The sequence below is a fragment of the Clostridium sp. UBA1652 genome (genome assembly GCF_002320975.1).
Taxonomy (GTDB): domain Bacteria; phylum Bacillota; class Clostridia; order Clostridiales; family Clostridiaceae; genus Clostridium_T; species Clostridium_T intestinale.
In genome coordinates, this window is record NZ_DCLI01000056.1 from 150,937 (window position 1) to 170,138 (window position 19,202).

Consider the following 19,202-nt stretch of genomic DNA (forward strand, 5'->3'; position numbering starts at 1 on the left):
ATCCTATGTGCACACTTGTGCCAAGCTCTATAAATGCAGTATAATACTCACAAAGACATTTTACAATATTTAGATAAAAATGGGCACAATATTTAAAAAGTGTGCCAAAAGGAGTAGACATGGGAGATATTACATGCACTCAAACACAAGAATGGATAATAAATGCCTTGCTTTCATTAATGAATAAGAAAAATTATAGAGAAATTACTATTGTTGACATTGTTTCAGAAGCGCATATAGGGCGTAGAACTTTTTATCGTTACTTTAGAAGTAAAGATGAAATATTACTTCTTTTCTCTAATGTTATCATGAAAGATTTTGCAGAAATTATACTTAGTAAAAATGAAATGACTTTATATTCTGTAAGCTTGTCTTACTTTGAGTTTTGGAATAAGCACTTAGATTTACTTATATTACTACGTAAATCTAATATGCTATATTTTATTGGGGATAGATTACCTGAATTCATGGTAAAAGTTGCAGTAATGGTTGAACATGTTAATCCTGATGAAGTAGCGTTTACAAAAGATAATCAAGATAGTTATTACTATGCTCACTTTTTTAATATTGGTGGTTTTTGGAGTATAACAACACGATGGTTAGAAAAGGAACATAGAGAGTCACCAGAAGAAATGGCAAAGATAATTGAGGAAATTGTCTATAGAAAACTTTAAGAATATAGTATAATCTTTTTTATAATATAATAATTGATGAGGTATATAAAATATGACAATGGAATTAGAGAAACATTATAATAAATTTTGTGAAGATAAGAGGTTAACTAGAAAATATGCGCAAGTAGAGTTTTTAACCTCTATGAAATATATACATGAATATTTAGAGAATAATAAAGAAGCAAAGATTTTAGATGTTGGGGCTGGAACAGGCAGATACTCAGTAGCTTTAGCAAATGAAGGTTACGATGTTACCGCAGTAGAACTTGTAAAACACAATCTTGGTGTTTTAAAATCAAAAGGAAGCAACGTAAAGGCTTATCAAGGAACAGCATTAAATCTATCTAGGTTTTCAGAAAATACTTTTGATGTGACTTTGGTATTTGGGCCAATGTATCATTTATACACTCATGAAGATAAGGTGAAAGCTCTAGAAGAGGCAAAGAGAGTAACTAAATCTGGAGGAATTATATTAGTTGCATACATTATGAACGAATATAGTGTAATTACATACGGCTTTAAGGAAAATAATATTCGTGAAAGCATTAAAAATGGAAAGCTGACTGATGATTTTCATGTTGTAGCTAAACCAGAAGACTTATATGAATATGTAAGAATTGAGGATATTAATAAGATTAATGAAGCTGTTGGTATTCAAAGAGTGAAATTAATAGCAGCAGATGGACCGGCTAACTATATGAGATCTACTATAAATGCAATGGATGATGAAACCTTTAAACTTTTTATGGATTATCATTTTTCAACTTGCGAAAGAGCTGATTTACTAGGGGCAAGTGCTCATACAGTAGATATATTAAGAAAAGAATAGGGAGAGAAAAATATGACATTACAGCAGTTAAAATATGTTGTAACGGTTGCGGATAAAGGAACCATTAGTGAAGCTGCTAAGGAGTTGTTTATCTCTCAACCTAGCCTTACGAAGGCTATTAAAGAACTTGAAAATGAAATGCAGATTACTATATTTAATAGAACTAATAAAGGTATTGTAGTATCAAATGTTGGGGATGAATTTCTGGCTTATGCAAGACAAGTTCTAGAGCAAGCTAGCTTACTCGAAGAAAGATTTTTAAATCTTAAGAAGCAAAGTCCAAGATTTTCGGTATCTACTCAGCATTATTCTTTTGCTGTAAATGCTTTTGTTGATGTTATTCGAGAATTTGGCGGAAATCAATATGATTTTACCCTTAGAGAAACTCAAACCTATGAGATTATTGAGGATGTAAGCAGATTAAAAAGTGAAATAGGAATTCTATATACTTCTTCTAAAAATCAAGAGGTTATTATGAAACTAATTAAGCAAAATTCACTGGAGTTTCAAGAACTTTTTATAGCAAAACCACATGTGTTTATTAGCTCAAAACACCAGCTTTCAGATAGAGATATTCTTACTTTAGAAGAATTAGATGACTATCCTTATCTTTCTTTTGAACAGGGGGATTATAATTCTTTCTATTTTTCAGAGGAAATCCTAAGTACCCTTGATCGTAATAGAAATATTAAAGTAAGAGATAGAGCTACCTTATTTAATCTAGCTATTGGTTTAAATGGATACACAGTAAGTAGTGGCGTAATAAGCAAAGAATTAAATGGAGAAAACATTATAGCTAAACCTCTTATGGTTGATGAGTATATGCGTATAGGGACAATTACTCAAAAGAATATGCCTCTTAGTAGGTATGGGAAGGCATATATGGAGTCTTTAAAAAGACACGTATCTGAATATGTTTAACAGAATATTAATGTGTGCTTGATATAGTTTAAAGCTATAACAAACACACATTTTTTTGTATTTTTAAATATTATAAATATAACTTATACTTATCTTAAAGAGAAAAAAATAATTTAAATTAAATAAGTTAGGAGCGGGTAAAATGAGTAATAATGCACCTTTTAAATATGATATTGTAGGAAGTTTTTTAAGACCAGAGGAGTTAAAACAAGCAAGAAGTGAGTTTGCTGAAGGGAAAATAAGTGGAGAAGAATTAAAAAGAGTTGAAGATAAAGCTATTATAGATTTGATAGAAAAACAAAAAGCAGTAGGACTTCAAGTTATAACAGATGGAGAATTTAGAAGAAGTTCATGGCATCTTGATTTTATGTGGGCATTTAATGGAGTTGGACATGCAAAAACCAAAACAGGAATACCATTCCATGGTGAGCCAGCATTGATTGATGACACATTCCTTACTTCAGAATTATCTGTTGAAAATCATCCATTTGTTGAACATTTTAAATTTGTAAAACAATATGAAGATGAGGGTAGAGTTGCACGTCAGACAATACCAGCGCCAGCACAATTTTTATTTCAAATGATAACTGCTGGAAATCAAGAAAGTACTAAAGCTATTTATGAAAATGAAGAAGATTTAATTCAGGATATTGCTGATGGATACAAGAAAATAATTAAAGAGCTATATGAAGCAGGTTGTAGAAATATACAATTTGACGATTGTACTTGGGGAGTTTGCGTAGATCCTAATGCTTGCCTTATACTTGGAACAGATGAAGCTGGACTACAAAAGGTTATTGATAAATTACTGAAGGTTAATAATCTTGCAATTGAAGGTAAGCCGGAAGACTTGGTGATTACAACTCATATATGCCGTGGTAACTTCCATTCCACTTGGGCTTGTCAAGGTGGCTATGGGCCTGTAGCTGAAGATCTTTTCCAAAATGAAAATGTTGATGCTTTTTATTTAGAATTTGATGATGAACGTTCTGGTAACTTTGAACCACTTAAATATCTAGCTGAAGATAAAAAAGTAGTATTAGGTCTTATAACAACAAAGTCTCCAGTGCTTGAGGATAAAGAAACTATAATAAACCGTATTAAGGAAGCCTCAAAATATGTTCCGTTAGAGCGTTTATGCCTAAGCCCACAGTGTGGTTTTGCCTCTACTGAGGAAGGAAATAAGATAACAGAAGAAGAACAATGGACAAAACTTAAATTAATACAAGAAATAGCTAAAGAAGTGTGGAAGTAATTAAAATAATGAATATATAATTTTAATTATAATAAAATTCCCTATTGGTAATCATATAAGTTATCAATGGGGAATTATAATTAGGAACCTATATTAGTTGATTTTGGTCGTTAAAAAATGTTTTATATCCAAATTGAACAAATATTATAACGGTAAATGCTACACTTCCAAGTATTCCTAACATTATAGCAATTTGATATTCAATTGCTGTTAAAGGAGAAGTTCCTGATAAAATCTGTCCTGTCATCATTCCAGGTAAAAATATTATTCCCATTCCTACCATAGAATTAATAGTTGGCAGAATAGCTGAGTCAAAAGCTTTATCAACTATTTCTTTTGAGGCTATTTTGGGAGTAGCTCCGAGCATTAAGGCAGATTCAAGTTGATGTTTTTGAGTCTTCATTCCATCTACCAGTCTAGTTACACCAAGAGATATACCTGTCATTGAATTACCAATGAGCATCCCAGCAGTAGGAATAAAGTATCTTGGATTGTACCAAGGAGAAATATTAATTACTACAAATAAAAAATAGATTAAACTTAATAGTGTACCAACCAGCATAGAGATTGCAATAATCTTTTTAAGTTGTTTTGATAGCTTAACTTTTGAATTATTCCAAATATTATTTATAGCAAATATCTCCATAATAACTACAACTATAATTGTAAATATAGGATTTATGTTATTAAAAAGATATACTAATATATATCCAGTTAATATAAGTTGCAATGTCATTCTTATAGTTGATATAATGATTTCTTTTTCTCTTGATATACCTCTTTTTTTAACTATAAATAATACAAGTACAACAAAAATATAAGCGGCAATCATTCTCCACAATTGAATATCAATAACTTCATTCATAGTTTATCCCTCCGTAGCACTAATAATCTCACCATTTTTCATTTCAATAATATAATCTGAAAAAGTATTAGCTACTTTTTTAGCATGAGTGACCATGATAAGTGTTTTATTATTTTTTCTTGAGTACTTTACTAAAGAATCAATAATAATATGCTCTGTATCTTCATCAAGTGCGGAAGAAGGTTCATCTAGCAGAAGTACATCTGGATCCATTAATATAACTCTCCCTAAAGCCAATCTTTGTTTTTCTCCTCCAGATAAAGCATCAGGTGTTTCATTTAAATCCTTTTTTAAATTAATTAGTTGTAGAGTTTCAAGTAGCTTCGTGTCTGAAACAAATGGTTTTTCTGAAAACTTTAATCCGACTAAAAGGTTATCTTTTATATTTCCATTAAAAATAGCAGGAGATTGAGGAAGCATAACAACATCTCTTCTTAACTTAACTGAATCAATACTGTTTATAGAACCCCCATTATATAATATTTCTCCAGAATCTGGGCTTATTAACTTATTTAGAAGTCTTAATAGAGTAGTTTTACCACTGCCGCTTGCTCCTACTATACAAGTAACTTTATGACTTTCAATAGTTAGATTATCGATATTAAGAACATCCTTATATTTAACATTTCTTAACAAGAAAATAAAAATCATCCCCCTTTTTATTACTCTTTTATTTCTTTAAATAATTCATAGGCCTTCTTACGTGCCTCTTGTAATATTTCATCACCTAATTTTGTGCTTTTATAATACTTTCTTATTTTTCCGTCTACCAATTTTTCTTCTTTTTCTAACAACCCTTTTGATTCCATACCATGAAGCAGAGGGTATAGAGTTCCAGGACTCATATCATAACCATGTTCACTAAGTTCTTCTATCATCCAAGAGCCATAAAACGGTTCTTTTTTAGCATGATGAAGAATATGGATTTGAATAAAACCTAAGAAAAATTTTCTTAAAATTTGCTCTTGCATTATAAATCACTCCTATGTATAATTTAGATATCGGTACTCGATATCAATTTCTGATATTATTATATCACTGAGTTGTTTTAAATTCAAGTAATATAGATATACTAAATCAAGATTGGAAGGAGGCTAAATTATGGGATTTAATGAAAATATTAAAAATGAAAAAAGAGTTGGATGGGGAAGTTTTTTAAAGGATGTATTTATTTGTTCTTTAGGCGCATATGGAGGACCAGAAGCTCATTATGGTGTATTTACAGATCAAATGGTAATAAAGAGAAAGTATTTAAATGAAGAGGAACTAGTTGAATTAATTGCTTTATGCAGTATTCTTCCAGGTCCTAGCAGTACACAAACAATTGTAGCAATTGGTTATAAAATGGGAGGTCCTCTTTTAGCATTTTTAACAATGTTAGTTTGGGCTTTGCCAGTAATTACGTTAATGACATTACTTTCATTCATATACCAAATTTTAAGACGTTTGAATATATCTGAAGCTGGCCTCCGCTATATTGGTCCAATGGCTGTAGGGTTTATTGTTGTAGCAGCATATAGAATTGGTGTAAAAGTTGTAACAGATAAGATTACCATAGGATTATTCCTTCTTGGTGCTATAACAACTTATTTTATTCGTGAGGCTTGGGTTTTCCCACTGGTTTTAATTATTGGTGGGGTTGTTAGTATTATAAATTCTAAAGAAAAAAATCTTTGGAATAGAGTTAAAATAAATCCCCCTTGGGTCTATTTAATTGCTTTTATTTTTATAACATTTGGTAGTATTGCTCTTACATTATTATGGGATAACAAAATAGTTCACTTGTTTGAAAGTTTTTATCGTTATGGTTATTTAGTTTTTGGTGGAGGGCAGGTAGTGGTTCCTGTTATGCATAGTGACCTTGTACAAGTGAATCAATATATGACAAATGAAGAGTTTCTAACTGGTTATGGTCTTGTTCAAGGGTTACCTGGTCCAATGTTTAGCTTTAGTGCTTATGCTGGAGGTATGGCAGCACGCGGAGGAAGTGTATTAAATCAAGTATTAGGAGCTTTAGCAGGAGGAATAGGAATATTTTTACCAGGACTTCTTTTAATCTACTTTATTTATCCAATATGGGAGAATCTTAAAAAGATTAAAGGTATAAAAGTATCATTAAAAGGAATAAACGCTGTTGCTGGTGGATTAATTGCAGTAGCTGCTGTGATTTTAATGCAAAAAAGTGGATTAGTGATTGATAATATTATTGTCACACTGATTACAATGGGACTATTAATATCTAAAAAAATACCAGCACCAATTATTGTAGTTTTAGCAATAGTTGCAGGATTTATTATATAAATTCTGTATCTCAAGAATTTAAAGTCATTACAGCAAATGTTGTAATGACTTTTGGTTATTTTTAGCAGAAATTAAGAGGAATTATGTAATGTTATGGTATAATATTATGGAGTTTAGATATAATTTATAATTAAACAGGAGTATAGTATGTATAAAATTTTGATTGTTGAAGATGATACGATAATTGCAAAATCAATAAAAAATAGCTTAGATCAATGGAGTTATGAAACAGAAGTTGTTGTTGATTTTAAGGATGTTATCGCTCAATTTATAGAGTTTGATCCACAACTTGTGTTATTAGATATTTCGTTACCTTTTTTCAATGGCTACCATTGGTGTAGTGAAATTCGTAAAATATCAAGTGTACCTATAATTTTTATTTCCTCTATGTCTGATAATATGAATGTTATCATGGCAGTAAATATGGGAGGGGATGACTTTATCTCAAAACCTTTTGATTTAAATATTCTTGTAGCAAAGGTTCAGGCACTTATTAGAAGGACTTATTCCTTTGGTGGAAAAATGGATATCATAGAACACAAAGGAGTTGTTTTAAATCTTAGCAGTACAAGTCTTGAATATAACAATAATAAAATTGAGCTTACAAAAAATGAATTTAAAATACTTCAGATTTTATTTGAAAACGTTGGTAAAGCTATTTCTAGAGAAGACATAATGACGAGACTTTGGGAAAGTGATAGTTATATAGATGATAATACGCTAACTGTTAATGTTACTAGACTTAGAAAAAAGCTATCAGATGCTAATATTTTAGATTTTGTTAAAACCAAAAAAGGTATTGGATATATGGTGGAATAGGATGAACATTATATTAGATTATATTAAAGATCATATAAAAGCACTAATAATTAACTTTATTTTCATTTCTATATTTTTAGTAGTTTTCTATTTATATTCATTACCCTTTGAAACGATTTTCTATGGATTTATTTTATCTTGTGTTGTAGGAGCTTTTTTTATTGGTTTTGATTTTAATAACTATTATAAAAAGCATAAAGGACTAGCTTATATAGAAAAACATATTAATATAGGAATCGATAATATGCCTTTAGCTGATAATTTAATAGAAGCTGATTACCAAAATATTTTAAAAAGACTTTATGAGCAAAGTACAGAACTCATCTCAAAAACAGATATTAAACAAAGTGAGATGATTGATTATTATACACTTTGGGCTCATCAAATAAAAACACCAATAGCTGCAATGAGACTGCTTCTTCAAAGTGATAAAAAAGAAGAAAATAAAGAATTATTGGAACAAACCTTTAAGATTGAACAATATGTAGAAATGGTGCTTAGTTACTTAAAAATAGATGGATCTTATTCTGATTTGGTATTTCAACATTATAAATTATTAAATATAATAAGGCAAAGTGTTAGAAAATATGCTCATATGTTTATAAGAAAAAATATATCACTTGAGTTAATTGAGATGGATTGTACAGTACTCACCGATGAAAAGTGGCTTTCATTTGTAATTGAACAGATACTTTCTAACTCTTTAAAATATACAAGAAGCGGCAAAATATCGATTCGTATGCATGAAACCAAAGAAAAAGTTCTTATAATTGAGGATACAGGAATAGGGATAGCTGAAGAAGATTTACCTAGAGTATTTGAAAAAGGATTTACAGGATACAACGGACGTATGGATAAAAAGGCAACTGGAATAGGGCTTTATCTTTGTAAAAAGATTTTAGATAAACTATCTCATAAAATAACCATCAAATCTAATGTAAATGAGGGAACTACTGTGGAGATAGATCTTTCATCTATAAATACAATAATTGAGTAGAGGAGAATTAAAATGAGTAAATATGAAAATGCGCTGAAACTTATGGATGAACGTTGCGGAAATGACAAAGAGGTAGTTATAGCCCTTGCCACAATATCACTATCCTCAAATGCTATTGGTAATCCTCGTCCTGCTGTCCGAATGGTATGTGCTTATTATGAAGACGGGGTATTTTATGTTTCTACTGATGCAAAAAAGAATAAAATGCTGCAAATTGAGAAGAACAATGAGGTTTCTGTATGTGGATTCGATTGGTACGCTTTCCATGGGGTAGCAGAAAATCTTGGTTGGGTTAAGGAAGAGACGAATGCAAAAATCAGAGCTAAATTTAAAAAGGTTTTTGATTGGTTCGATGAAGTTGGTGATGAAGACAATCCTAGCTCAATAGTTCTGCGTATTACTTTAACTGAGGGTACTATTATAGACAACGAAAATAAATATGGTGAAAGTCAGTATGAAATTGATTTTATCAATAAAATAGCAAAATAAATCACTAAAAAATAAGCAGTTTTTATCTTAGTTCTCTGAAACCCAACATTAAACAGTTTATTGTTGGGTTTTGGAGTATTGGCAAGGGTTTTAAAAAAGTTTAGTCATATTGTTATCTTGTATTCTTAAATAATCATTTGAGAATTAAATAATTATATATTATTATTTTTCTTTTTCATTTTTAGGAGTTGCAGAAACTTTCAAACTTCGTTATTGTTTAAAACATTAACTGAATCCGATAGCTTATTTAGCTTATTTGTCTCCACTTTTGGATTGGTATAAGATAATATTTCTTCATTTGAAAGTTTATCATCAATTTTTATATAATCTAAATCTTTAGTAAGAGCAGATATCATGTCTTCACTTCTAGATTCAGACACATGAGTTTTTACTATATGTGATAATACACCTACAGATTTTCCATTTTCATCTTTCATAAAGATTACCTCCTTAAGTTTAAATTTATTATATGCATTAATGGACATTTAATCCGTAGAAAATGAAGTGGAAAGTTTTACTTATTTTTATAAAAACAAGATAGAAATTTTAAATTATAGAAAAACTTTAAAGGAACATCTCCATCAATTTTTAGAATATGGCGTTATCCCATTTTTATATAGATTATCTACTAACTTGATCAAATCTTCTTCAGGTAGATCCTTTCCTTGTTGGAGCCAAAGGCGAAATAAGGAAAGTGATGTTGATATGTAAAACTCAATCAAGTAATGGCTTAAAAAATTATATTCTGGTAAGTTCGAGGCTAATCTATCAAATGGAATTTCTTTTTTCAAGCGTGCTAAAAAATGAACACTCCCATAATCACCCAAAAGAGCCTTAAGCGTTGAGATATGATCACTTTTTTCTAAACAATGAAGTGCATCTTGTATAGGATCTGTAGATGGTTCCTTATTCATCAATTCCTCTTTTATGTAGCTCAATAAATCATTTTCAACAAAATCTAACAGTTCGTAAATATCAGAGAAGTATTGATAAAATGTGCTACGGTTATATCCTGCCTTGCTAGTAATATCCTTAATAGATATTTTTTCGATAGGCTTTTGACTATATAACTCACAAAAAACATCTATAAAGGTTTGTTTTGTTTTTTCTGTAATTTCGGGTTGCTTTTTCATTTTATCCTCCATTAGCAAAAATCATCCAACAAATAATAAAAATCTGATGGTTGATAAAGCCATAATAAAGATTTACAATCCTATTATACAACGCGTTGTCTGATAGTCAATAGAGAATATTATGAATAAGTAGGAGTGGTTTTTATGTTAATAAAACAAGATAAAATTTTAATTTTTGGTGCAGGTGTTATAGGAAGCATATACGCAATGAAATTCATTGAAGCAGGGCTTGACGTTACTATGTTTGCACGTTCTAATAGATTTAAAGCGTTAAAAGAAAATGGTCTACAATATAGTGAAAAGGGTACGGTTAAATCTATAAAAGTAAATGTTATTGATAAGCTTGAGAATGATGATGTATATGATTTTATTTTCGTTACAGTTCATTACGATCAATCAGAATCAGCTTTATTAGCACTAAAAGACAATCAAAGCAAAAATATAGTTATGATGACAAATTCTTCGATGGGGTTTTCGACCTGGCAAAATATTGTTGGAGATAGGATTTTACCAGCTTTTCCTGGTTTTGGCGGACAGATTAAAGATGGAATACTGTATGCTCGATTTGCGCCAAAGTTTCTAATAGCTACTATGGTTGGAGAAATTAGTGGTTTAGAGACAGAACGTGTAGAAAACCTATCAAAAATGTTTAAAACAGCAAAACTTCCCTACACAATTAATAAGGATATGGAGGCCTATCTAATAACACACTCAATATCGGATATTGCACTTTTGGGCGGTTTATATTTTGAAAATAATATAAGTGATGAAAAAAAGGCACACAAAATAACAATCACTTTAAAAACGTATTTAAGAGCAATACAAAAAGCTGGCGTTGATATTAATCCACCTATATTTAAAATTATACTTAAATGTCCAAATTTTGTTCTGGATTTTTTCTTTATGATATGGCTAAGAAGTAAAATTGTCAAGGATATGATGCTACCAGATTATGCGAATAATGCAACCAACGAAGTTGTGAAGCTAAAGAATGATTTATTAAAATTTTTAAGTCAAAAGGGTGTCACAATATAATGTAACATTTGCTAAACTGGTTGATTAATTTTGATATCTGTTATCCTGATCCTAGAATATGTGATATTGCGTACATACTTTACAGATTTGTTCCCTTTAGTAAAATACTTTATGACATAAATTATTTGATATAGTAGAAGCTATAAATAAATACTGTTTTGGGAGGTATCCCCTTGAGAAAATATTATAATTTGAAGTTGATAACGTTTATTTTTATATTAACTCTTTCCACATTTTATAAAGTTGAAGGTAAAGAAAGAATATTAAATAATCAAAGATTAAAATTAATTTTTAAAGATACAAATTTAGAATTAGCTGTAAGAGAGGTCTTAAATAAACCTAACGGAGATTTAACCATAGTTGATGTAGAATCGATTACTAGTCTAGACATTAATTATAAAGATATTACATCCTTAGATGGAATTCAGAATTTGAAGAACTTAGAAAGTCTTAATTTAAGGAATAATAAAATAACTGATATAAGACCATTGAGTAATTTACCAAAGCTTAAGGATTTATATTTATCTGAAAACAAGATTAGTGACTTAAGCTCTTTGAAAAATCTAAGTAATGTTGAGTATTTGAGTTTAGAAGGGAATGAAATTAAAGAAATTGACTCTCTAGGAAAACTGAAGAATTTGCAAACTTTAAATCTAACTAGAAATAATATTAAGAATATCAAAGGAATAAGTTCAGCGAAATCTTTGAAAAATCTATCCTTATCTTTTAACGAAATAAAATCTTTAGAGGAACTAAGTTCCCTTAATAACTTAACTATTTTAAATTTGAACAATAATAACATAACTAGTGTAAATCCATTAAGTTCATTGTGTAACTTGCAAATATTAAACATATCATATAATCAAATAAGTGACATAAGCTCAATTAGAAATTTACCAGAATTAAAACTAACTAATATTGATTTTAGTTGTAATCCACTACCTAATTATGTTTTTGAGGATAAGCTTAATCAAGAGTTTATTTTCAGGAGGCTTTTTACATATATAGATTCAGCTATAAGACAATATTATGGCGATGGCAGGCAATATATGGATGAAAAGATTTTGAATATAGAAAAAATAGATGGTAAAATTAGAATTAAAGTAAGGGTTACAACCTTTGTTGGAGCTCACAACCCACCTTATGGAATTGAAACAATAACTTTTTTAGAGGACTATACAGGAATAAAAGTTGAGGAGTTTAAACATGAGGATGAGGTTATTAAGTAAGGAGGATTTATGATGGAGAGAATAGCAGTAGTTGCAGACATTCATGCAAATATTCATGCATTGCAGGTTTTTATGGATCACATAAATAAAGACTGTGAAGTATCAAAGATTTTAAATGTTGGGGATTTTCTTCAAATAGGACCAAATCCGGTAGAAGTTTTTGATATTATTATGAATGACAAAAGGTTTATAAACATTATGGGTAATAATGAACATGTCCTATTTAATAGAGAATTAATGAAGTTTCCTAAAGGGGAAGTGGATCATCAAGATTGGGTTATTCATAAACTCGGGGAAGAAAGAATGAATAAATTAGAAAAGCTGCCTTTTAAAAGAATAATTAATATTAAAAACAAAAAGATTCTTATGCTGCATTCAAGGATAAACAGTATTATTGAGTTTCCACTTTTATATGAAAAGAAAAGTTTAGAAGAATTTATAGATGATTATGATGAGGATGTTGATTATGGTTTAATTGGACATACTCATCTACCTCTGTATGCTACAAATTGGTCATTAAAAAACATATTAAATCCCGGGGCTTTTGGGTGTGGCAAGGATGGTATAGTGAAGTTCATTATTATGGAGATAGACAATGAACTGGTTAACATTACTTATAAACAATTGAAGTATGATAAACAAAAGGTAGTTGATGATTTTAAAACGAATAAGGTTCCTTATGGTGAAAAGTTTTGTGAAATATTTTATTAGGGGATCTATATTATGAAAGATAAATTTTTATGTGTTATGGCGCAATATGATGAAGAAACGGAACAGAAGCTAAAGAAAATTCAAATGATATTATCAGACAATGGTTTTAAGGGTAGTCAAACACCTAATCTTCCTAATCACATTACACTTGGAACTTTTAAAATATCAGAAGAAGAAATTCTTAAAGAGAAAATAAAGAAAGTTTCTAATAACTTTCATAGCTTTGATATAAAGCTAAATAATATAGGATTGTTTGGTCTTGATGTTTTATTTATAGCACCTTTGGTTAGCCATGAACTTCTAAATTTACAAAAGTACTTTAGTAATAACTTTGCTGATGATTTAGATTGGACAGCTCATACAACTATGCTAATAGATAGTCCTGATGTTATTCAAAGAGCATTACCTTTAGTCTCCGAAAACTTTAAAGGCTTTAGGGGAAGGATTGAATCAATTAGTCTTTATGAATTCTGGCCAACTAGATTTATTATGGAAGAAAAACTTATTTAAAAGTAACTGAAAGGCTTTAAACCCGCATTAACACTATATATTCTTATATTTTTTAGAATATAAGAATAAAAGAAGTTAAGTTCTTTTATTCTTTTAAAGATTATTTCTTAAGAAGTTTTATTCTTTTATTCTTGCTAAACCATGCCTTACTAAGGAGCTGAATACCTTCAGTAATCTCACTTTCAGTCATCCTACCGAAACCAATAAAAACCATATTATTAGTATATTTATCTTTTTGTAACCAAAATATGGACACTGGATAAACTAAAACACCATATTCTTTAGCTTTTTCTATTAGTTCTTCTTCAGATAATCCATTATTTACTTCTAGTAAGACATGTAAACCTGCATTTTTACCATGAATAATAACATTATCTCCCATAAATTCATTGATAGAATGTATTAAGATATCGTGTCTTCTTTTATTTTTAAGAGATATTTTACGCAGATGGCTTTCCCAATATCCTAAATGCATAAACTGTTGAATTATTTTTTGCTCAACTATTGGAACAGAAGTTTGGTATGTACTAAATAATTTATCATATCTTTCTAGTAATGATTGAGGTAATATCATGTAATTTAATCGTAAGCTTGGAGACAAAGACTTTGAAAAAGTTCCAATATATACAACATAGTCTTTTGAATCAACACCTTGTATTGAAGGTATAGGCCTAGAGTTATAACGAAATTCACTGTCATAATCATCTTCAATAATAATTCCATTTACTCTTCTTGCCCAATCTAATAGTTGTAATCTTTTTTGAATAGGCATAACTGACCCAGTGGGAAATTGATGAGATGGCGTTACATAAACAACTTTTGCAGAACAGCTTTCCAGTTCATTAAGATTTATTCCGTCCTTTTCTAAGCCAATTGGAATGACATCAAAGCCGTGGTTATATAAAATCTCTTTCACACCTCTGTAGCCTGGATCTTCTACAGCTAGTTTAGAAGAAGTATTTCTAAACATTTGGCATAATAAACCTAAACATTGCTCGAAGCCAGAAGTAATAATAATTTGTTCTGTTCTACATGAAACACCTCTGGATTTATTTAAATAGTCTATTATTTCTATTCGCAATCCTTCTTCACCTTTATTATTAGTGTAGGATGTCATCATCTCGGCATCAATAGATGCTAAACATTTATTTGACAACCTTTTCCACAGATTTAAAGGGAAATCAGAAGCACTTAGAGCCCCATATTTAAAGTTATATTTATAATTATTATCATAATTAACATCAGATAATTTAGTTTTATATTCTTCAATATTTATAGAAGGCTCTCTCTTTAACTTAGCAATTAGCATACTATCTAGTTTTTCAACTATAAATCCGCTACCTGCTTTACTTTTAATATATCCTTCTGAACAAAGCTGTAGATAAGCACTTTCAACTGTATTTCTACTGACATTTAATGATGTAGCAAGGCTTCGTGTTGAATATAGTTTACTGCCCTCCGAAAGTTGTCCTGAAACTATACTTTTTTTTATTTGTTCATATATTTGCAAGTATAATGGGACTGCTGAATTACTATTTAAAACAATCATTCTTTAAAACACCCTCCTTACAAACTGTATCCAATAAAATAAAAAGAATTGGCACTTTTGATGATTACACTTTGATTGTATAATTATCTCATAGGAAAGTCAATGTGCACAAATTAAGACTTTTAAAAATTTTAATGTAATTAAATTTGTAGAATCGCATAGGAGGAATTTAAATGTTAAATGAAAAATTACTTGAGGTTATATCACATGAAGGGGTAGTGGCTATAGTATCTTGTAGTAACAACGAAGCGCATGTAGTTAATACTTGGAATTCATATCTTGTTGCTACTGAAGATGGAAGACTATTAATACCAGCAGGTGGAATGAGAAAAACTCAAAAAAACATAGAACAAAATAATAAAGTTAAGGTAACTTTAGGAAGTAAAGAAGTAATGGGACATACACATATGGGAGCAGGATTCTTAATAGAAGGAACTGCTAAATACCTTGAAGAAGGTTCAGATTTTGATATGATGAAAGAAAAATTTTCTTTCATAAGCAGGGTATTAGAGATAACTGTTGTATCTGCTAAACAAACAATATAGTTATAATAGAATAGGATTTTCAAAGTTTATAGCCTTAGACATTAAAGTGATTTGTCTAAGGCTATTTTTGGGATTTCTGTTCTCATATTATATTCCACGTTAGCTATTAAAAAAGGAATTTGATGAAGTTCTTCGAACTTCTACAGGGCAAAGGTGCATAAATTTTGTATGGGGAATCCCATAAAGAATATTTAAAATTCAGGAGATGAATACACATTAGTTAATGTGTATTTTAAACAACAGTTATCCATATCTGTCGGTTGTATCTTGATATTGTGTGCTTTATACTTACAACATGAAGTTTAAAGTAAATATCAAGAACATAGAAAGGTGAAGATAATGTTAATAGTTATACTATTTTTATTTTTAGTTGTATTTTTAAGTTTTTATTTTTTATATTCCCCAAAAGTTAAAAAGCCAGATATAGATATAATAGAAATAAGTGATTCATTAGAAATAGACGGCGTAAAAAGAGATTTTTATGCAACTATACCCAAAAAACATAAAGCGGATATGCCTTTAGTTTTCGTGTTTCATGGTACCATGCAAAATGGAAAAGTTGTAAGAGAAGCTGCCGGATATGAATTTGATGAAATAGCAGAGAATGAAGGCTTTGTAGTTGTTTATCCTAATGCATATAAAGGCAGTTGGAATGATGCTAGAAAAGTTGGTGATTATCCTGCCAGAAGAGAAAATATTAATGAAGCAGAGTTTGTCAGGAAAATGATTCAGTACTTTCAATTAAAATATAACATAGATACTAAAAAAGTTTTTGGGGTTGGATTTTCTAATGGTGGCCAGTTAGTACATCGATTAGCTTCTGAAATCCCAGGTGAGTTTAAGGCTTTGGCAGCTATTATGGCTACACGTCCAACAATGGACAACTTTGTTGGCAGAGAAACCGACGGTGAAGTTCCAATGCTTCTCATAGCAGGTACCAGTGATAGTGTTGTACCATATCATGGAGGAGTAATTCAGTTATTCTTTATGAAACCAAGGGGAACAGCCATGTCAGCTTATGAATCTGCTGATTTCTATTCCAAGAGGAATGGGATATATTCTGCTCCAATTGCCAAATTCCTACCACACAACACACAATCTAGGGATACAGCAGTTATTCAAGTTTCATATAAAGGTGAAGGGAAAAAGCCTGTCGAGCTATATACCGCAGTAGGAGTAGGGCATGTAATTCCGAATAAAAATAAGAGGTTTCCTCGATTGATGGGGAAAAGTACAGCTGATCTAGATGCACCTAAAGAAATTTGGAAATTCTTTAAGCAGTTTAAATAAGTAACTAAAAAATGCCAACCTTTTAGGTGGCACTTTTTAGTTACTTATTTGCAATTATTCTCTATATTTATTTAATCCGTTAAAAACAAAGTCAAGAACATCTTCAACTAGTATTTCTTTAGCAATTGGTATTTTTTGAAATTCTCTACTATAAACTGCTTTATAAATGCATGTGCTAATCATTGTTGCCATTAATTCAATTTCCTCATTTCTTTTTGGTACAAGTTTAGGCTCCTTCTTAAGAATATTATAAGTTGCAGAATAAAGTTCTTCAATTATCTTGTCTCCAATTAGTGGAAGGATGGATAGATATCCGCATTTACAAGTCCCTTTTATTACTTCAAAATAATCATAAATACAAAGAACCAGACTTCGTATAGTTTTCTCGTTAAGAGAAGGTTCTCCCTGAACTTTTTGGGCTAATATTTCTTTGAATTTCTCAACTACTAGGGTGTCAAGCAAGTTATACTTATCAGTAAAATGAGCATAAAATGTTGCCCTGTTTATTGTGGCTGCAGAAGTTATATCCTTAACAGTTATAGAATCAAACCCCTTTTTAGAGATTACTGAAATAAAAGCATTAGTTATCAGTTCCCGGGTTCTTTTAACCCTTGGGTCACTTTCGTTAATTATCATAAGAAAAACTCCTTCAAAAGAATTTTAAAACCCGACAATTTTTTAGTTAATTTAATTATCTAAAGATTTTAAATGTTTATCAAATTTAAAGAAACAACATCCTAAAAAGCCTAGTAGAGATATTATAATATAGATTAAACCATTACCTGCTCCTGTACCATTACCAACAATATAAGAAAAAAATAATTGTAGAGTTGAAGGCTTGTTCATAAATGGCACTAGTATTTTATCAGTTAAAATACCACCAAGGATGTAGCCAACTGGTATAGAGAAGTATTGTAAGGTATTTCTCGCTGAAAAAACTCGTCCTTGCATTTCTATTGGTATTTCTGTTCTCATAATATATTCCACGTTAGCTATTAAAAATGGAATTAAACAATTTCCTAAAAAAACAGCAATCATCCATACCTGATAGTTACGACCAATTCCTAGCATACTGTTACAAATTAAGAATGAAAATATCATTGTATTAATAATAGCAGGAATTCTTTTCTTTAGCTGTTTCATTAATGTTACAATGATACTTCCAATAATTCCAGCTACACCTATCATACTGCTAACCATACCAAGTTCTAATTTGTTGTTTCCATTCCTAGATAAAATCATAGGTGCTAAGTTGCTGTTATATATAGATGCAATAAAGTTTACAAAAGCCATAAAAATTATAAGATGGAAAATATCTTTTCTACCTAGAATATAATTAATTCCTTGTTTGCAGTTTGCAAAAAAACTTTCCTTTTTATCTTGATTTTTTATAATATTATTTGGAATACTCACAAAAAATAACAAAGATATAAATGCAAATACAAAGCTGAACAAATCAAAAATAATAATTACTTTTAGCCCTACCAAAGCATAAAGTCCTGTTGAAATAATAGGAACAAATGTAGTGCTAAATGCAGTTGTAAAAGAACGAATACCACTTATCTTTGTGTAATGTTCCTTTGGAACTATTATTGATATCACCACATTTGAGGTAGGTTCTTGAAATGCATCAACCACTCCTAAGGTAAAGTTAATTAAGTATAAGTAACTAATATTTAATTGATTGAAAGAGATTAATACTAATGTTATCAAAGAAAAAATAGTTGCAATCACATTAGATATGAGCATTACCTTTTTCTTATTCCAACCATCAATAAAACTACCTGCAAAAAAACTAAGTGATATAGACGGAAGTAATGTACAAACGGTTAAAGCTGATGAGGATATCACAGAACCACTATTTTCATATGTCCACATAACTAATGCAAAACTAGTCATTTTATTACCAAATTGCGAAATAAATTGTCCTAATTGTAATATATAAAAATTTTTTAACTCATTATTAAATTTTAAGTTTTTCATTTTAACTCCACTCCTTAATTATAATTAGTAATTAAGATGCAAAGTCAAAGTTTAATAGATTATTACT

General features: G+C 29.8%; 22 protein-coding genes. 14 read left to right on the top strand and 8 right to left on the bottom strand.

What is annotated here, in order from left to right; translation table 11 throughout:
* The first annotated feature begins 119 nt into the window (after positions 1-119).
* The 4 genes from B3N22_RS11655 to B3N22_RS11670 all read left to right on the top strand — a co-directional run bounded on the left by B3N22_RS11655 (position 120) and on the right by B3N22_RS11670 (position 3,679).
* Positions 120-674 (top strand): TetR/AcrR family transcriptional regulator, encoded by a 555-nt coding sequence (locus B3N22_RS11655; protein ID WP_286907271.1) that lies wholly within the window; start codon positions 120-122, stop codon positions 672-674.
* Between the two features lie 52 nt (positions 675-726).
* A complete protein-coding gene (locus tag B3N22_RS11660) occupies positions 727-1,503 on the top strand; it encodes a class I SAM-dependent methyltransferase (protein ID WP_286907273.1) in 777 nt (258 codons plus the stop codon).
* A gap of 12 nt (positions 1,504-1,515) precedes the next feature.
* Positions 1,516-2,424, top strand: coding sequence for a LysR family transcriptional regulator (locus B3N22_RS11665; RefSeq protein ID WP_286907274.1), 909 nt, complete (start codon positions 1,516-1,518; stop codon positions 2,422-2,424).
* A gap of 142 nt (positions 2,425-2,566) precedes the next feature.
* Positions 2,567-3,679, top strand: coding sequence for a 5-methyltetrahydropteroyltriglutamate--homocysteine S-methyltransferase (locus B3N22_RS11670; protein ID WP_286907276.1), 1,113 nt, complete (start codon positions 2,567-2,569; stop codon positions 3,677-3,679).
* 88 nt (positions 3,680-3,767) lie between these two features.
* Here the strand turns inward: B3N22_RS11670 and B3N22_RS11675 are convergent, their stop codons facing one another.
* The 3 genes from B3N22_RS11675 to B3N22_RS11685 are packed head-to-tail and all read right to left on the bottom strand — an operon-like array spanning position 3,768 to position 5,515.
* Positions 3,768-4,544 (bottom strand): ABC transporter permease, encoded by a 777-nt coding sequence (locus B3N22_RS11675; RefSeq protein WP_286907278.1) that lies wholly within the window; start codon positions 4,542-4,544, stop codon positions 3,768-3,770.
* Between the two features lie 3 nt (positions 4,545-4,547).
* Positions 4,548-5,195 carry an ABC transporter ATP-binding protein gene (locus tag B3N22_RS11680; RefSeq protein ID WP_349676622.1) on the bottom strand — a complete coding sequence of 216 codons (648 nt, stop codon included), beginning with the start codon at positions 5,193-5,195 and terminating at the stop codon, positions 4,548-4,550.
* Between the two features lie 11 nt (positions 5,196-5,206).
* Positions 5,207-5,515, bottom strand: a complete 309-nt coding sequence (locus tag B3N22_RS11685) for a PadR family transcriptional regulator (RefSeq protein ID WP_021801863.1) — start codon at positions 5,513-5,515, stop codon at positions 5,207-5,209.
* 130 nt (positions 5,516-5,645) lie between these two features.
* On the opposite strand from B3N22_RS11685, the gene chrA reads away from it, so the two are divergent.
* From chrA to B3N22_RS11705, 4 genes are all read left to right on the top strand, one after another.
* Positions 5,646-6,845, top strand: a complete 1,200-nt coding sequence (gene chrA / locus B3N22_RS11690; protein ID WP_286907282.1) for a chromate efflux transporter — start codon at positions 5,646-5,648, stop codon at positions 6,843-6,845.
* A 147-nt stretch (positions 6,846-6,992) separates the two neighbouring features.
* Positions 6,993-7,664, top strand: a complete 672-nt coding sequence (locus tag B3N22_RS11695) for a response regulator transcription factor (RefSeq protein WP_286907284.1) — start codon at positions 6,993-6,995, stop codon at positions 7,662-7,664.
* A gap of 1 nt (position 7,665) precedes the next feature.
* Complete coding sequence (locus tag B3N22_RS11700; protein ID WP_286907286.1) at positions 7,666-8,661, top strand: sensor histidine kinase; 996 nt, start codon at positions 7,666-7,668, stop codon at positions 8,659-8,661.
* Positions 8,662-8,673: 12 nt separating this feature from the next.
* The gene (locus B3N22_RS11705; RefSeq protein ID WP_286907288.1) at positions 8,674-9,150 is read left to right on the top strand and encodes a pyridoxamine 5'-phosphate oxidase family protein; all 477 of its coding nucleotides are present in this window, start codon (positions 8,674-8,676) and stop codon (positions 9,148-9,150) included.
* A 200-nt stretch (positions 9,151-9,350) separates the two neighbouring features.
* Here the strand turns inward: B3N22_RS11705 and B3N22_RS11710 are convergent, their stop codons facing one another.
* Both B3N22_RS11710 and B3N22_RS11715 read right to left on the bottom strand, forming a co-directional pair.
* Positions 9,351-9,587, bottom strand: coding sequence for a hypothetical protein (locus tag B3N22_RS11710; protein ID WP_286907290.1), 237 nt, complete (start codon positions 9,585-9,587; stop codon positions 9,351-9,353).
* 144 nt (positions 9,588-9,731) lie between these two features.
* Positions 9,732-10,283, bottom strand: a complete 552-nt coding sequence (locus B3N22_RS11715; protein WP_286907292.1) for a TetR/AcrR family transcriptional regulator — start codon at positions 10,281-10,283, stop codon at positions 9,732-9,734.
* 144 nt (positions 10,284-10,427) lie between these two features.
* Between B3N22_RS11715 and B3N22_RS11720 the strand changes: the two genes are divergently transcribed.
* The 4 genes from B3N22_RS11720 (at position 10,428) to B3N22_RS11735 (ending at position 13,768) form a co-directional block, all read left to right on the top strand.
* Entirely contained in the window at positions 10,428-11,318 is an 891-nt protein-coding gene (locus tag B3N22_RS11720) for a ketopantoate reductase family protein (RefSeq protein WP_286907294.1), read from the top strand.
* A 173-nt stretch (positions 11,319-11,491) separates the two neighbouring features.
* A complete protein-coding gene (locus tag B3N22_RS11725; protein ID WP_286907297.1) occupies positions 11,492-12,547 on the top strand; it encodes a leucine-rich repeat domain-containing protein in 1,056 nt (351 codons plus the stop codon).
* 12 nt (positions 12,548-12,559) lie between these two features.
* Complete coding sequence (locus B3N22_RS11730) at positions 12,560-13,258, top strand: metallophosphoesterase family protein (protein ID WP_286907299.1); 699 nt, start codon at positions 12,560-12,562, stop codon at positions 13,256-13,258.
* Between the two features lie 12 nt (positions 13,259-13,270).
* The gene (locus B3N22_RS11735) at positions 13,271-13,768 is read left to right on the top strand and encodes a 2'-5' RNA ligase family protein (RefSeq protein ID WP_286907301.1); all 498 of its coding nucleotides are present in this window, start codon (positions 13,271-13,273) and stop codon (positions 13,766-13,768) included.
* 100 nt (positions 13,769-13,868) lie between these two features.
* Here B3N22_RS11735 and pdxR read toward each other — a convergent pair whose 3' ends face one another.
* A complete protein-coding gene (gene pdxR / locus B3N22_RS11740; RefSeq protein ID WP_286907303.1) occupies positions 13,869-15,317 on the bottom strand; it encodes a MocR-like pyridoxine biosynthesis transcription factor PdxR in 1,449 nt (482 codons plus the stop codon).
* Positions 15,318-15,490: 173 nt separating this feature from the next.
* Between pdxR and B3N22_RS11745 the strand changes: the two genes are divergently transcribed.
* Positions 15,491-15,862, top strand: a complete 372-nt coding sequence (locus tag B3N22_RS11745; protein WP_021801885.1) for a pyridoxamine 5'-phosphate oxidase family protein — start codon at positions 15,491-15,493, stop codon at positions 15,860-15,862.
* 339 nt (positions 15,863-16,201) lie between these two features.
* On the top strand, positions 16,202-17,152 hold the full coding sequence (locus tag B3N22_RS11750) for a CE1 family esterase (RefSeq protein WP_286907307.1): 951 nt from the start codon (positions 16,202-16,204) through the stop codon (positions 17,150-17,152).
* A 54-nt stretch (positions 17,153-17,206) separates the two neighbouring features.
* On the opposite strand, the gene B3N22_RS11755 is transcribed toward B3N22_RS11750, so the two are convergent.
* Together B3N22_RS11755 and B3N22_RS11760 are read right to left on the bottom strand one after the other, a co-directional pair.
* A complete protein-coding gene (locus B3N22_RS11755) occupies positions 17,207-17,788 on the bottom strand; it encodes a TetR/AcrR family transcriptional regulator (RefSeq protein ID WP_286907309.1) in 582 nt (193 codons plus the stop codon).
* A 51-nt stretch (positions 17,789-17,839) separates the two neighbouring features.
* Positions 17,840-19,135 (bottom strand): MFS transporter, encoded by a 1,296-nt coding sequence (locus tag B3N22_RS11760; RefSeq protein ID WP_286907310.1) that lies wholly within the window; start codon positions 19,133-19,135, stop codon positions 17,840-17,842.
* Positions 19,136-19,202: the final 67 nt, after the last annotated feature.

What these genes read in the sequence shown, in the direction of transcription:
- B3N22_RS11750 (WP_286907307.1), top strand. Translation starts at nt 16,202, where the DNA reads ATGTTAATAGTTATACTATTTTTATTTTTAGTTGTATTTTTAAGTTTT.
- B3N22_RS11675 (WP_286907278.1), bottom strand. Translation starts at nt 4,544, where the DNA reads ATGAATGAAGTTATTGATATTCAATTGTGGAGAATGATTGCCGCTTAT.
- B3N22_RS11695 (WP_286907284.1), top strand. Translation starts at nt 6,993, where the DNA reads ATGTATAAAATTTTGATTGTTGAAGATGATACGATAATTGCAAAATCA.
- B3N22_RS11730 (WP_286907299.1), top strand. Translation starts at nt 12,560, where the DNA reads ATGGAGAGAATAGCAGTAGTTGCAGACATTCATGCAAATATTCATGCA.
- B3N22_RS11760 (WP_286907310.1), bottom strand. Translation starts at nt 19,135, where the DNA reads ATGAAAAACTTAAAATTTAATAATGAGTTAAAAAATTTTTATATATTA.
- B3N22_RS11720 (WP_286907294.1), top strand. Translation starts at nt 10,428, where the DNA reads ATGTTAATAAAACAAGATAAAATTTTAATTTTTGGTGCAGGTGTTATA.
- B3N22_RS11745 (WP_021801885.1), top strand. Translation starts at nt 15,491, where the DNA reads ATGTTAAATGAAAAATTACTTGAGGTTATATCACATGAAGGGGTAGTG.
- B3N22_RS11685 (WP_021801863.1), bottom strand. Translation starts at nt 5,515, where the DNA reads ATGCAAGAGCAAATTTTAAGAAAATTTTTCTTAGGTTTTATTCAAATC.
- B3N22_RS11755 (WP_286907309.1), bottom strand. Translation starts at nt 17,788, where the DNA reads ATGATAATTAACGAAAGTGACCCAAGGGTTAAAAGAACCCGGGAACTG.
- B3N22_RS11735 (WP_286907301.1), top strand. Translation starts at nt 13,271, where the DNA reads ATGAAAGATAAATTTTTATGTGTTATGGCGCAATATGATGAAGAAACG.
- B3N22_RS11680 (WP_349676622.1), bottom strand. Translation starts at nt 5,195, where the DNA reads ATGATTTTTATTTTCTTGTTAAGAAATGTTAAATATAAGGATGTTCTT.
- pdxR (WP_286907303.1), bottom strand. Translation starts at nt 15,317, where the DNA reads ATGATTGTTTTAAATAGTAATTCAGCAGTCCCATTATACTTGCAAATA.
- B3N22_RS11700 (WP_286907286.1), top strand. Translation starts at nt 7,666, where the DNA reads ATGAACATTATATTAGATTATATTAAAGATCATATAAAAGCACTAATA.
- B3N22_RS11655 (WP_286907271.1), top strand. Translation starts at nt 120, where the DNA reads ATGGGAGATATTACATGCACTCAAACACAAGAATGGATAATAAATGCC.
- B3N22_RS11710 (WP_286907290.1), bottom strand. Translation starts at nt 9,587, where the DNA reads ATGAAAGATGAAAATGGAAAATCTGTAGGTGTATTATCACATATAGTA.
- chrA (WP_286907282.1), top strand. Translation starts at nt 5,646, where the DNA reads ATGGGATTTAATGAAAATATTAAAAATGAAAAAAGAGTTGGATGGGGA.
- B3N22_RS11665 (WP_286907274.1), top strand. Translation starts at nt 1,516, where the DNA reads ATGACATTACAGCAGTTAAAATATGTTGTAACGGTTGCGGATAAAGGA.
- B3N22_RS11705 (WP_286907288.1), top strand. Translation starts at nt 8,674, where the DNA reads ATGAGTAAATATGAAAATGCGCTGAAACTTATGGATGAACGTTGCGGA.
- B3N22_RS11715 (WP_286907292.1), bottom strand. Translation starts at nt 10,283, where the DNA reads ATGAAAAAGCAACCCGAAATTACAGAAAAAACAAAACAAACCTTTATA.
- B3N22_RS11660 (WP_286907273.1), top strand. Translation starts at nt 727, where the DNA reads ATGACAATGGAATTAGAGAAACATTATAATAAATTTTGTGAAGATAAG.
- B3N22_RS11670 (WP_286907276.1), top strand. Translation starts at nt 2,567, where the DNA reads ATGAGTAATAATGCACCTTTTAAATATGATATTGTAGGAAGTTTTTTA.